This window comes from Saccharothrix sp. NPDC042600 (assembly GCF_040647305.1).
GTDB lineage: Bacteria > Actinomycetota > Actinomycetes > Mycobacteriales > Pseudonocardiaceae > Actinosynnema > Actinosynnema mutabilis.
Genome location: NZ_JBEZBW010000004.1, coordinates 125,412 through 139,709, shown reverse-complemented (window position 1 = coordinate 139,709; position 14,298 = coordinate 125,412). Strand labels below are relative to the sequence as shown.

At 68.8% G+C, this 14,298-nt stretch carries 4 protein-coding genes; all 4 read right to left on the bottom strand.

Annotation, left to right across the window (positions count from 1 at the left end; genetic code table 11):
- Positions 1–404 precede the first annotated feature (404 nt).
- Complete coding sequence (locus AB0A74_RS05220; RefSeq protein ID WP_358247620.1) at positions 405–1,418, bottom strand: Dyp-type peroxidase; 1,014 nt, start codon at positions 1,416–1,418, stop codon at positions 405–407.
- 1 nt (position 1,419) lies between these two features.
- Positions 1,420–3,258 (bottom strand): S8 family serine peptidase, encoded by a 1,839-nt coding sequence (locus AB0A74_RS05215; RefSeq protein WP_358247619.1) that lies wholly within the window; start codon positions 3,256–3,258, stop codon positions 1,420–1,422.
- A gap of 77 nt (positions 3,259–3,335) precedes the next feature.
- Positions 3,336–3,878 carry a hypothetical protein gene (locus tag AB0A74_RS05210; RefSeq protein ID WP_358247618.1) on the bottom strand — a complete coding sequence of 181 codons (543 nt, stop codon included), beginning with the start codon at positions 3,876–3,878 and terminating at the stop codon, positions 3,336–3,338.
- 67 nt (positions 3,879–3,945) lie between these two features.
- Entirely contained in the window at positions 3,946–14,175 is a 10,230-nt protein-coding gene (locus tag AB0A74_RS05205) for a DNRLRE domain-containing protein (RefSeq protein ID WP_358247617.1), read from the bottom strand.
- Between the last annotated feature and the right edge of the window lie 123 nt (positions 14,176–14,298).

The following is a 14,298-nucleotide window of genomic DNA, read 5'->3' as shown; positions in this document are numbered from 1 at the left end:
AAACGATTCGGAAGATATGTCGAAGGCGTAGCACTGCGGGATGAGCCATACCCGTTCCCTGACTGTGTTGCATAGCGACGAGTTTCTTCGGCACAGGGGTGGTATCGCGCCCGTTGTCGGGTCGTGCGCAGGTCTCGGTGTGCTCGTGGCGTCAGCAGGCCGGGTTGTGGTCTGGTTGGAGGAGCGAGTTGGCGAGCGAGATCTGAACATGACATTCGCTGTCGTGCTCGCCACGGGTCTGTGGGTTGCGGGTGAGAGGTGTGCGCCACAGGTCGGGACGAGCGGGTGGGGTGGGAAGGGACTTGTGCGCCTCGGTCACGCACCGCACCAGCCTCAGCCAGTCCCGTCCGACGTCCGTCGGTGCGCATGTCACCGGACCGAATCGTCACCTGACCGCCCGGCCTTCACCTCTCTCCAGGCGTGGTGTCACCACCCGGAAGGACGAAGTAATACCCACCGCCGAACGGCAGCAGGTAAGTGGCCAGTGCCTCCCCCGCGAGGCGGCGCTGGGTTGTGGCGAAGCCACGTTCGAGGTCCCGCTGGTAGCAGGTGAAGATGTGGCCGATGTGTTCCCCGGAGGTGTCGGCGGGTCGGCGGTATGTGTAGCCGCGGCGGAGGATGCGGTGCGCCTGGCTTTCCGGGGTGCGAGGGTTCGCGCGGCGGATGTGTGCGTTCAGGGGGATCCGAGTTCCCTCAGGATCGTTGACGTAGTCGAGCGCGTCGTGTTCGCCGGTGCTTCCAAGCGGCGCGCCGCTCTCCTTGTGACGCCCGAAAACAAGCTCTTGGTCCGCGGTCGACTTCGAATCCCATGTCGGCATGGCGAGCCTGATGAGCCGCACGGCCAAGTAGGTGCCCCCGACACACCACTCCGGCTCCGGGTCGCCCGGTTGAACCCACACGAGCTGGTCCATCAAGTCGGGGTTCGAGGCGTCGGGGTTACCGGTGCCCTCTCGGAACCCGAACGCGTTGCGGCCGGTGTGCTGCCCTTCAACGGTCCAGCGCAAACGCGCTCCCGGCACGTCGAAGGCGTTGGGGAGCGCCGAGGGGTCATCGGACGACAATTGGACAAGCACATCGCCACCGCAGTCGGTCGGGTCGAGCACGTCACCCGGGAACGCGGGCATGGTGGTGAGCAGTGTCGGCCTGGCGAGCCCGGGACGCGCGTCGAACAGCGACGCCCCGACCGACAGCACCGCATCGCCCGCCGGAGCCGAGCCGCGCAGGGAATGGAGGACCTGCTCAAGGTCGCCGACCACGTCGAACGCGGCCAGAACCGTGTGCCGCCGCTCGGGTTCGACGATGCCGCGCTGGTGGGCGACCGGTCTCGAAACCCGCGGTGGACCCACCGGCGGCGTGGTGCAGGCGACTGCCGACACCGCACCCGCCGCCGCGAGCAACGCCCGTCTGGTGATCGCCACGTCAGACTGCCAAGACCAGGTCCCACCCGGTCACCGCACCCTGGTCGAACCCGAAGTTGTCCCGTACCACCAACGTCCACACGCCATTGGCGTCCACGGTCGACATGCGGAGGGGGAACACCTGGTCGAGGTCGGCCGCCGCATCGTCACCGTCCGCCTCGCGCAGGACCTGCTCGGTTCCGTCGGGTGCTCGCAGCACGAGCGAGAGGTCCCCCCGGTAGGGGTGCTGGGCTCTCACCCGAGCGGTCGCGTCCGAGGCTACCCTGCGCGGGCAGGCGGTCACCTCGACAGTGCTGGACACCGTTCCCAAGTCCGGAACCGGAAGAGTGGTCGTGTTCGACACGGAACACACCTGGGTGAACGGAACCGTCACCGCGACGGAGGCGGTGCGCGTGAGCCCGTAGCGACCGGTCCCCGTGACCGTGGCCGTGAATCCCGCGGGGATGTTGACCCCCGGGGCGACGGATATGGTCAGAGTCGCGCTCTGGCCCGCCGCCACCTCCGCCGGGTTCACGGACAGCGTCGCGCCGGCGGGCGCGCCCGTCGCGGAGAGCCTGATCGTCTGGCCCTGCGGGATCAGGTTGGCCGTCGACACCGCCACGGTCGCGCTCTGGCCGGCGCCGACCGTCGCGGTCGAGCTGCCCACCCCGACGCTGAAGTCGCGCAGTGGCGCTTCGAACGCTCCACCCGTGTAGAGCAGCTTGTTCGGAGAACCCGCACCCAGGTTGTCGGCACGCAGCACACCCGGGGTCGCCCTGTTGACCAGGACCGCCGTCACCTCCGCCGGGGTCGCGTCGGGGAACCTGGACAGCACCAGCGCCGCGGCACCGGCGACGTGCGGCGCCGCCATCGAGGTTCCCCGGAGGATGCGAGTGGCGCTGTCGGTCGCGTTGTGGGTCGATTTGATGTCCTGGCCCGGCGCGAAGATGTCCACGCAGGAACCGAAGTTCGACCCCGCCCCGTTGCCCCAGTTCGTGGCGCGCTCGTCGATCGAGTTCGCCGCGGCCACGGTGATCGCGTTCGGCACCGCTGCGGGGCTGAAGGTGCACGCGTCCACCGCGTCGTTGCCGGCGGCGATCACGTAGGTCAGCCCCGTCGCGATCGAGGCCGTGATCGCGTCCTCCTCCGTCGGCGAACGGCCCGCCGCGCCGAGGCTCATGTTGACCACAGCGGGTTTGGCGGCGTTCGCCGTCACCCATTCGACACCGGCGACGATCTGGCTGATGGTGCCGAGGTTGTCACAGCTGAGGACACGCACCGACACGAGGTTGACCTTGTCGGCCAAGCCGTAGGTCGCCCCGCCGATCGTGCCCGCCACGTGGGTGCCGTGTCCGTCGGTGTTGCAGTCCTCACCGTTGAGGCCGTCACCGATGGCGTCGAAACCGAAACGTGCCCGACCACCGAAATCGCTGTGCGACATGCGGATGCCGGTGTCCAACACGTAAGCGGTGACGCCTCGTCCGGCCTCGTCCGCGTACTGGTACGTCCCGTCCAGGATGGCGGCGCGCTGGTCGGAGCGGTCGAGGTTCCACAGCGAGGTGGTGCGGCTGCCCAGACCCCGCACCACCGCATCGGCCTCGACCCGGGCCACCCGCGGGTCGGCGGCCATCCTCCGCGCTTGCTTCTCCGGGAGCGTGACGACGAATCCGTGGAGGGCTCTGGAGAAGGTCCTTCTGACTGTGCCTCCGTATCGCGCGCCCAGTTCAGCCGCGGACGCCGAGAGCTGTCCGCGTGCCAGGGTGACGATGTACTGGCCCGCCACGACCTCGGCGCCCGCCGAAACCGTGATGTCACCCTCCTGGGCATCGGCCGCTGCGGGCAGTGCGCCGACCAGCGCCACCACCGCCACAACTGCACCAACCGACGTACGCGTGCGCTTCACGTGCCCCCCTGTTCCGTGTCGCGGCATCCGGACCGTCAGCCCGGGTACACCGCCTTCTCCAGGTCGCCCTCGGCGACACCTCGCACCGCGTGCAGCAGCCAGCCCAGGAAATCCCACAAGTCCTGGAACACCGCGCGGCCGGGCTCCGCCCCACCGCCCAGGTAGGCGCCGTCGCGGATCTCGCCGACCGGTAGCACGTACACGACTCCGTCTTCGGTGCCCAACGCGAACAGCGTGCCACCGCCATCACTGCCGAACACGACCAACGACGAGTCGGTCAGCCCTGGTGCGTGTTTGGGCGTCAGCGGGTCGGGCAGGTTCGCCAACACCGTGTTCAGCGGGTGGATGAAGAACCCGTTGAAGACGTCGGGCAGGTCCACCTCACTCACGTGTCGGTAAAAGGTCAGCAACTGCTCGGGCAGGACACCCGATGCCCTCGCCAACTCGTCCGCCGCCGCAGGACCGCCGATCGTCTGTTCGTCGGGCGGGTAGCCGAACCGCGCCTGGAAGTGCAGGAGCAGGTGGTTGACGGCATGGGCCATGTCCGCGCGCCAGCCGTCGGAGTCGAAACCGGTCATCGAAGGGCCCCGTTCGTCGATCGCGTACCAGGCCGGACCCTACCGGCTCGCACCCTGGTCGTCCGGGTCACCTGTACCACCAGAACCCTTCGAACTGCGCGTCCACCCGCTCGGCGAACGCCTCGATTTCCGCACGGGTCGCGTTGGGGTTCTGCACCCGGAAGTCCCTCCAGGCGTTCGTGATGTGCTGGTGCACGTTCGTGACCGGTCCCGGGACGCGGCTGCCCGGCACACCGAGGATGTTGCTCGGCGCGTCGAAGTCGAAGTCCTTGAACTCCGGGTGGTTGCGGTACTCCTGCGGGATCCGGTGGTGCGCGTCCCAGTTCTTGGGCAGCTTCGGTTTGTTCTTCTCCCAGAGGTCGATGTTGTAGCGACCCCGGTAGTGGATCTGCTTCGCGTCCTCGCCCGCCGGGTCGGTCAGCTCGGTGGGCTTGTTGCCCACGTAGGCGTGGAGGTTGATCCCGCCGTCGAAGCCGATCGGGTCTTCGCTTATGAACCGTTGTAGGGTCGGGCTGTAGTAGCGGGCACGGTGGAAGTAGAGGCCAGTGCCGTCGTTCTCCCGATTCGTGAACTCGAAGGAGTTCCCGACGTCGTCACCGGACTTGTAGGTGCGTCCGAACGGTTCGTACGAGTACGCCGCGCCGGCTCCCGTGCCGTCCACCAGGGCGACGGTGCTGCCGAGGGCGTCGACCAGGTGCCGACGGGTCCCTCCACCGCTTTCCCGGATGGTGAACGCGTCGGTTCCGGCGCTGGTGACCGTCGCCGAGGTGGTGCCGCCCACCTTCTCCTGCAACGGGTTGTCCCCGTCGTACAGGTAGTTGGTGGTGGTGCCGTCGATCGTTCGTCCGATCCGACGTCCATCCGCCGCGTAGGTGAACGACGCCGACTTCCCCGGTGCCGAAAGTCCTGCGAGTTGCCCGCGTGCGTTCCAGGTGTACGACGTGGTGCCGTCGGAGAGCAGGTTGCCGTCGGCGTCGTACCCGGCGGTGGCGCTCCCAGCGGTGCGCAGCCGGTTCGCCGCGTCGTAGGTCGCCGGACCGAACGCCTCCGGCAGCACCGATCGGGAGAACGAGCCGTCGGTGCGACTCGGGTTGCCCGAGCGGTCGTAGTCGTAGTTCAGCGAGCCCAGGACCGTCGACCCGTTGCGATAGGTGATCGTCTTGACCGAGCCGGTGGCGTCGTAGGTGTAGGTCTGGTGGACGCCGCCGGCGAGACCCACCGTGGACGGCCGCCCGACCACGTCCCGACTCACGCCGTCGACCGCCGTGCCGCCGTGCTGGATCTCGCTGAGTTCACCGGTCGCGGAGTAGACGTGCCGGATCGGGCTGTGGCCGGCGACAGTGGCGGTCCTGTCCCGCTCGGTGGCGCTGTAGGTGTAGTCGACCGAGCCGTGTGGTCCGCTCTCCCGTTTGAGGCGGTCGATCCCGTCGTAGTCCAGCGTCGAGACGCCGGCGGCGGTGTCCTCGGTACGGACGAGACGGTCGGCGGCGTCGTACCCGTACTTCGTGGTCCCTTCAGCGCCGTACCGGGTCTCGGCCCTGCGGTCGAGTGCGTCGTAGTCGGACTCGGTCACCACACCGCGTCTGCTGGTGTACTTCACCAGGTTGCCGTTGCGGTCGTACTCGGTGAGGTCCGAGGCGCCCAAGGGATCTGTGACGGTCCGGACGCGGTCCATCACGTCGTAGGCGAACACCGTGGTACCGCCACGCCCGTCGACGACCTTCGTGCGGTTGCCGTTGGCGTCGTACTCGTAGGACACCGTGTGTCCGAGCGGGTCGACGACGGACAGCACGTGGTCGGCACCCGAGTAGCGCGTCTCGGTCACCGCTCCTCGGGCGTCCGAGGTCACCACCTTGCGCCCCACGGCGTCGAAACCCGACGTGGACATCCGACCCAACTCGTCCTTGGACCGCACGGGGTCGGCCCCCGCGTACTCCACGGTGCTGGTCTTGTTGTCCGGATCGGTGACGCTGGTGATCAGGCCGGCTCCGTCGACCCCGTAGCTCGTCTTGCGTCCCGAGGCGTCGGTGACGGACTTGACCGCGCCCCGCGCGTCGAGTTCGTAGACGGTGTCCTTGCCGTATTCGTCGGTCGACTTGGTCAGTTCACCGTGCGGCCCGTTGTACTCGAACCGGCGTACCTTCGCGTCGGGCGTCCCGTCGAGCTGCGTTGTCTTCGAGACCTGCCCGAGATCGTTGTACTCGTACGCGGTCCGTCGCCCGAGGGGATCGGTCGAAGCGGTCCGACGTGCCCCTGACGCGTCGTACTCGGTCGTGGTGGTCGCGGCGACCGGAGTGCCGAACGCCTTGGTCTCGGTGAGGACCGACCCCTTGGCGTTGAACGTGTACCGGTGCACGAAGCGACGCGGGTCGGTCATCCGCGTCTCGGTGATCGCGCCGCCGGACTCGGTGTAGGCGAACTCGGTGATGCCGCCATCGGCTGCGGTCTGCTTCGCGACCCGACCCGCGGCGTCGTACTCGTTGGTCAGGTAGACCGTCCCGCGCGGGTCGGTGATCGTCTTGAGCTTGTTGCCCGCCCAGCCGTAGAGGGTGGTGCCGCCTTCCGTGTTCGTCACCTTGACGAGCCGGTTGCCCGTGTCGTACTCGTAGCCGACGCGTCGGCCGAGGTTGTCCTCGATCCCGGTGACCTTGGGCGGGTTGGCCGTGTCGTAGGCGAACTTCACCCACCGGCCGCTGGGCGAGGTGATCTGCGTGATCGGTCCGTTGAGCCGGACCTTGCCGTCGGTCCACGGCGGTGCGGGCGCCCGGGTGATGGTCGTCGTGTTGCCGTGCTTGTCCCGGATGGCCTGCATCGGGGCCTCGTCGCCGAGCACGATCGTCGTGCCGTCACGCAGCACCACGTCCCAGCCGTCGCCGTTCCACTTGACGGTGGAGCCCGCGTACTTCGTCGGCGTCGGGTCGGCGTTGAACACCGCGCCGGCGTAGTCCTTGCCCGGTGAGACCCGGTGGTAGTGGATCTTCGCGCCGTCCGGCTGCACCAGGTCGAACTGCTGGAAGTCGAAGCTGCCGATGGTGCCGGGCGACCACGGGAACATGCCGTAGTCGAAGTTCATGCCGAGGCCGAACGTGCGCACGTCCGGGTCTGCCTGCTGGTACGTGCGCTTGATCTCGATGGGCATCACGTCGTCGACCACCAGGTCGATCGCCTCGTCGACGAGCAGGCCGGTGGCCGGGTCGACCGGGTCCCCCACCCGCGTGTTGTTCGGAGCGGGTGCCTTCGGCGGCGGGTTCATGTTCGGCACGGCCGTCATCGCGCCGGTCAGGCGGTAGAACTTGACGTCCTCGTCCGGCACGACCTGCTTGCCGTCGGCGGACACCGTGCCGTGCCCGTAGACGTGCCAGCCCTTGCCGTTCGGGTCGTAACTCCAGAACTGCGTTCTGGTGCCCGGTGGTTCCTTGGTGTAGTTCGGGTAGACGATCGTCGCGCCCTGCGGGAACAGCACTGCCCCACCCGGTTGCACGGTGAAGTACACCGGCACCTTGGTCGGTGGCAGCGGGAACGGCGCCCGGTCCACCGGGATCGGCGTCACGCTCAGTTCGGTGACGACCTGGCCCGACACGTCCCGGATGACCGTGCCCGCGGGGATGCGGACCTCCAGGCCCGGGATGGCCCCGGTCCTCAACACCGTTTCGCCCTGCGTCGGGCTCGCGATCTGCACCTTGGTCGAGGTGTCCAGCACCGGTAGGAACACCGTGTAGGGCAAGACCGTGACCTCACCGCGGGTCACATCGACGCCTATGTCGAACACGCCGTGCCGGTCGCCGCCGTCCACTCGCAGCACGACGTGCCCGGGTTGGACGTCCGCGACAGCGAAACGACCGTCGGCATCGGTGGTGGTGTGCCGATCACCGACCGCCACCGAGATCCCTGGCAGCGGCTTGTCCGACGTGTCGAGGACCTTGCCCACGACCCCGGTGAGTCCGACGGGGAACTGCAACGGGCGCTCGCGCACGGGAGGTGCGGGGCGGCGGGTGCCCCAGCCCAGCCCGTCCAGGTCCAACCGGTTGGGCCGCCAGCCGGTGCCGCCCGGTCGGGCGGTGAATCCGTCCGGCTCGGGCTGGGCGCACTCGTTCGGCGCTGCCGGCTCGGGCTCGGGTGCGACACCAGGCGTGCCCTCGGCAGCGCCTCCCTTGGCCGTGGGGCCGGCGGGGAGCGTGTCGCAGGTGGCCGCGGCGGGTGTGGGCGGTTGCCCCACGTCGGCTTGGCCACCCGCTGTCGTGGTCCTCGGTCGTACCTGGACGTCGGCCGTCCCCGTGGACCCGACCGAGGGATCGAAGACCAAGGTGTACGTGCCCGTGGCGGGCATGGCGCCCAACGTCATCCGGGTGCTGGACATGATCAGGTGTCGCCACACCGTGCCCCCGTCGGGGCGGTAGAGCGTGTAGTAGGGCGCGTACTGGCCGAGGTTGAGGTTGGTGACGAGGAATTCCAGTGACTGGCCCGCGGTCGCGTCGAACGTGACCTTGCCGTTGCGAGCGGGCCGTTCGATGGTGATCGTCTTCGCCGCGCCCCCGAGATCGACCTTCCCTCCGTCGTACTCGGTCGACAGGAACAGCGTCACGTCTCCGGTGTTCGCGTTGATCGGTGTCAGCGTGAGCTTGTACTCACCGGTCGCGGGCAACGCGTCGAAGTCCTGGCCCCACGTCGTGTCGAAGAAGCTGAAAACGGCAAGGCGCGTGCCGTCCGGCTTGGTGATCTCCGGCTTGAGGTGGGGGATCGCGGTCGCGGTGCCGAGACTGAGCCGTTGGCCGGCGGTCGCGGTGAACCGACCGGTGATCTTCTGTCCGGGCAACGCCACGACCGCCTTGGGCGGGGTGCCGTCGAGCGCGATCGCCCCGACGTCGACCGGCTCGGCCGCGACGACCGTGACTTCGCCGGTGCTCGGCGTTTCAGGATCGACCTGGATGCGGTAACGGCCGGTCACCGGCAACGCCGCGAGGTCGATCTTGCGGTCCTTCTGCACCAGTCCACCGTCGGGGCGCTGGAGGCGCAGGGTGACCTCACCGGACAGGGTCTTGCCCGTGGTGCCGAGGTAGAGCGGCCGACCCTGGACGCCGTCGAAGTCGAGCCAGGTGTCCTGACCCGGCCGCGTGACGGCGACCTTCTTCGTCGAGTTGATCCCCAGCGTCCCGCCCTCGACACGGGTGGACAGCCACGCCTTGACCGTGCCCACCGATTCCCAGCCGGTGATGAACAGGTTGTACGAGCCGGTCTTGGTCAGCGTGGGGATGTCGCGGGTCTCAGCCCACCCGGTGCTCAACTCGATCTGCCGGTCGTCCGGTTCACCCAGGATCGCCCCGGGGTACTTCGGCCGGTCGTTCACCTTGAGCGTGTTCTCGGTGTAACCCAATGTCAGGTTTTGGCCTGAGGTGCCGGTGAACGGCAAGCGCACCGACTGGCCGGGGCGCAGCAGCCGCACAGTGGTGCCGTCACCGTTGACGACGAGCGGCTCGCCGTTGACCACGCTGGAGAGCCAGACCTTGCCGAAGCCCAGTTGGTCGCGGCCGAACGTGATACCGACCTTGTACGTGCCCGCGGCGCCGGCCTTGAAGACCATCGTCGGGATGTAGCGGGCGAGCGATGCCTGCCACGTGCGGTAGCTGCCGTCCGGATAGGTCACCCGGACCGAGAAGTCGTTCTGCGGCATGCTCAGGTCGGACAGCCCGATGCTCAGCCATTCGCCCTGCGCCGCGGTGAACGGGAATTCCACGTACTGCTGGGCGACGGTGACCTGGAACCCGATCCCGGAGCCGTCACGCGTCAGGTTGCGACCCGCGAGGTCGTGCGACAGTGACATGCGCACGGAGCCCGCGCCGTCGTCGTTCGGGTCGAGAACCAGGGAGTAGACACCGGTGGTCGGCAGAACCGGTAGGTCTTCGCTGAGCCTGCCGCCCGCCCACAAGTCCAACGGGTCGCCGAGTGCCCCGCGAGCGAAGTTGCCGCCGTACGGCGTGAACATCCACATGGCCGAGCGCACGGGGACGGTGTTGTTGTCGAGGGTCAGGTTGAGCTGCTCGGCGGCGGTGCCCTCGACGAGGACGAGCGCGGCCTTGTTCGCCGGGACGTTCACGTCCAGCGCGCCGCTGCCCGCGCTGATCTTCCCGGCGTAGACGAGGTTGCCCATGTCGAACCCGCGCGGGGCGACGAGGAAGTCGGCGCCGCCGGTGGCGACACCGCCCGGGGTGCGCACCGTGATGCGGCCGGAGGAGGCGGCTTCGGGGATGCGCACGCGCAGGCTGGTCGGCGTGGCCTCCTCCACCAGGGCCACGGTGCGGTGGAACATCACCACGTTGTGGGACCTGTCCGGGTCGAACCCGGTCCCGGTGATCGTGATGACGTCGTTCCGCGTGCCCCGGTCCGCCGAGACGGTGGCGATCGTCGGGACAGGCGTTCCCGGCCCCAGCTTGAACGGCTCCGGGGCTTCGGTGGCGCCGGCGCCGACCACGACCCGGACCCGACCCGCCGTGGTGCCCTGGGGGACCACCACCGTCAACCGGTTCGCCGACACCGCGGTCACCTGCGCGGGCACACCATCGAAACTGACCTCGTTGCCACTGGCGTTGTTCGTGAAACCGGAGCCGCTGATCTCCACCGACGTACCGACCGGGCCACGAGCCGGCACCAGGGCGAACACCTTCGGCTCCGAAGCGGCGAACCGTTCGGTTGCCAGCAGGTTCCCCGCCGCGTCGTACCGGTAGGCGGCGGCTTCGCCGGCACTGTTGGTCATACCGACGAGCCGGCCTGCCGCGTCGTAGAAGAACTCGCGCGGCCCGGACGGCGCGCCGACACCGAAGGTGTAACTGCGGGGCTCTGAGATGGCGCCCGTCGAGGCGACGCGGGCCCAGACCGTGAGCGTTCGCAGGCCCGACCGCACGGGCGTTGCGCTGATCGTGGCTGTACCGGTGCCGACGGGGACTTCGGTGGCGGTCGCGTCGGTGTCCAGTTGGTAGCGGAAGCTGTCGACAGCGACCTCGCCCGACGCACGCAGGGTGAAGGTGCCCGCTTGGCCGAGGACGCCGTGCAGTTCCCCGTCCGCCGGGTAGTCGGCGGACGAGACCAGCGGTGCGTCGGGGACGGCTCCCGCGCCTTGGACCAGGAAGGTGTAAGTCGACGGGGGTGAAGCGGTGCCCCCGGCACCCAGCGCCCACACGGCGAGGGTCTGGGGACCGCCCGCTTGCGGCGTGACCCGCACCGCGGTCTCGCCCGACGCCGGCACGTCCGTGGTCGCGCCGTCGTTGAGCTTCCAGCGGAATCCGCTGACCTCGACCGCTCCGCTGGGGCGGAAGGTGAACACACCTTCCCGACCGGCTCCGCCGTGCGGCAACCCGTCCGCCGGGTAGTCCACCGACGAGACGTCCGGGGTCCCTGGGGCAACCACCGGTGCGACGTGGAACCGATACGTCGTCGGGGCCGACAGCCCGCCGGCCGAGGTGAAGGCGCGCACCGTGAGCACGTGCGCCCCCGCGGCCTGCGGGGTGATCTTGACCAGGATCTTGCCCGTGCCGGCGACGTCGGTCGTCGGGCCGTCGTCGAGCTGCCAGCGGTAACCCGCGATGGGAATCGCGCCGGACGGGCGGAAGGTGAAGGTGCCTTCTCGTCCTGGTGCGCCGTACGCCGCCCCGTCGGCCGGGTAGTCCAGGGAGAGGACCTGTGGAGCACCAGGTGCGGTCGGTGGATCGGCGACGACGAAGGTGTGCACCGTGGCCGGTGACACCGTTCCGTTCTGGCCGAGCGCGCTGACCGTCAGCCTGTGTTGCCCCGGTGTCTGGGGGGTGGCCTTGACCGACACGGGCCCGGTGCCCGCCACGTCGGTGTTCGGGCCGTCGTCCAGCCGCCAGCGGTAACCGGTGATCGGCACCGTTCCGTTCGGTGTGAGGGTGAACGTGCCCTCACGTCCCGGCTGACCGTGCGGCTGCCCGTCCGCCGGGTAGTCCACCGAGGAAACGGCGGGAGCGGCCGGCACCTCGGCCGGCGGTGTGCCCAGGTAGCTGATCGCCAGGTTGGGCCGCAGCAGCGGTTCTTTCGCTTCGTCGGACAGCAGGAGCACCCGTTGCCCGGGTCCTCCCTCATCGCTGATCTTGATCTCGAAACCGTGGTGGGCGCCGGGGTTGTCCACCCATGCCTGCGCCATCGCGGCGCTTTCCCAGATGTGCCACGTGGGCAGGTTGCCGACACCGGAGACGTAGTCCGCGCGGGCGCCGACGTCACCGCCGGGTGTGCGCCACACGGCAGCGGCCGAGGCGCGGTTCCAGGTCGCCTGGTTCTCCACGAACGGCGTGGTCAACGGGTGACCGTCGAACACCGCCCCACCGCCGTAGGAGTAGAAGCCCCACACCGACAGGTCGGCGTCGACGACCTGGGTGCCCGGCGGGATCGCTTCGAGACCGTCGAAGCGGAGCAGCGCCCGGGTCCTTCCGTAGGTCGTGCCGTTGTTGCCGACTTGCAACCACGGCTCGCCCGCGAAGGCATCGTGGTTGGCGTCTGGTTGGTTCGACGCCACCGTGGTGGAGGCGCTGTTGCGGAAGATCTGGCGGACCTGTCCGGCTTTCGGAGTGCGGGTCAGCTGGGTCGCGCTCGGAACCACCTGCCCGTCGCGGGTCTTGACCGCGACCATGTAGTAGTAGGCGTTCCAGCCAAGGTCGGGCGCGGTCGCGGGAGTAGGTTGGGCCGTGCGGTCGATGAAGCTCGTGGCCTGCGTGCCCACCGACGTGATCAGCGTCGCCGTCGAGGGGGTGAAGACCTGAGCGGTCGAGCGGTGGATCTGGTACTCGACCGCATCGTCGGCCGGGTCGCCCGGGTTGGGATCCGCGTAGGGGCTCCACGCCAGTTCCGCACCGGTGGCGTAGGTCTTGGTGATGGGTGCCAGCACTGCACCCGGACGCCCGTAGGTGACCACCAACTGCGGGAAGTTCGCAGAGTCGCCGTTGTACACCGGCTCGGCCGCCTGGTAGATCGCGCCGCCCCGGTTGAGCGTCTCGTCGGTGGCCTTCACCATGACGCCGTAGTTGGCGGTGCTCCCGGAAACCCAGGACTGGACGATGTTGCGGACGTCCAACTCGTTCCAGGCGTTCGAGACGTTGGCTTGCTTCACCGTCGTCGACAGGCCCGCCTCGGCGAACGCGGCATTGGAGTTGTTCCACGTGACGGTGTTCTCGGCCCAGGGCTCGCTGATCCGGCGCGCCTCTAAGGTGTTGTTGTTGGCAGCGGTGAACAGCTCGCTGTCGTAGTAGAGCCGCAGCCGCGCGGAGCTCACGCTGGTCCCCGCGGGCAGTACCGAGGTGTCGAACTTGACCAGGGTCCTGGCGCGGCCCGTGTTGTCCGTGCCGACCGACAGCTGGTACGACACGCCATCGTTGCGATCAGGGGTGTCGGACCAGATTTGGCTGTCCTGACCCGAGTTCGACGTCGGCTCGACCCGGATCGTGGGGTCGATCACGACCGGGTAGCTGCGCGCCGGGTCGGTCAGCCACTCGTGGTCGGCGCGCACGACGACGACCGTGCGGTCTCCATCGCGTTCCAGAGCCTGCGTGACCTTGTCGCTCCACCCCTTGCCGTACGGCGACTTCGCATCCTTCGCGGAGTCGGTCATGAACGGCTTCGGCAGCACGGCGACCGCCCGGCCCACCGCGCCAGGCCGGAACAGGCCGATCTCCCCGTTGTCCGACTCCCGCGGCTCCAGGCCGTCCAACCGCAGGTCGAACCGGTACTCCGCCTCGGCAGGCGGTCGTTCGAGGACTATCTCCTCCTTCAGCGCGGTCGGAGTGACCCGGTAACTGACGTCTGCCCCGTCCAGCACGTCGTTGTAGGTGATCGTGTCGCCTCGGACGACGGGTTCCGCAGGACGGGAGCTGCCCGACACACCCAGTTCCACCTTGGCGTCGGGCAGCGAGAACCGGGTGAGCCGATCGGTCGTGCGACCGAACAGGCTGCTGAAGGCGTTGGTGTCGTTGCCGAAGGCGTATCCGTCACGGGAGAGCGCGCGAATCTCGGTGTCGATGGGCGACCAGGAACCCCGCGAGTCGCGGAAGTGCCGCGGCTGCGATGACAGCTCAGCCTCGAAACGACCGTCGGACAGCAGGTACACCCGCGACGCGGAGGTCCGTTGGTCCTCCAGCTCCCGCACGCGAGTCGGCGCGCCACCCTGCTGCACTTGGCCGTTCGGCACATCGTCCAGCGACTGCCACGGCCGCAGCACGACGACGAGCGCTGCGGCGACGGCGACGACGAGAGCCAGGACCAGAGTTCTTCTGGGCAGCCCAAAAGAGCGGATGCGCATCGATTCCCCCCGTGCGGCGGAGCAGCCGCCACCGCCCCCGATGGCCTCTAGCCGCTCACCTATCCGATCTCGACGCTAACGGGCACGACCCTGGTCGTGTAGATGCAAACGGTCTAGTGACCG

Excerpts from the sequence above, each read along its gene's own strand:
- AB0A74_RS05205 (WP_358247617.1), bottom strand. The coding sequence starts at position 14,175 with ATGCGCATCCGCTCTTTTGGGCTGCCCAGAAGAACTCTGGTCCTGGCT.
- AB0A74_RS05210 (WP_358247618.1), bottom strand. The coding sequence starts at position 3,878 with ATGACCGGTTTCGACTCCGACGGCTGGCGCGCGGACATGGCCCATGCC.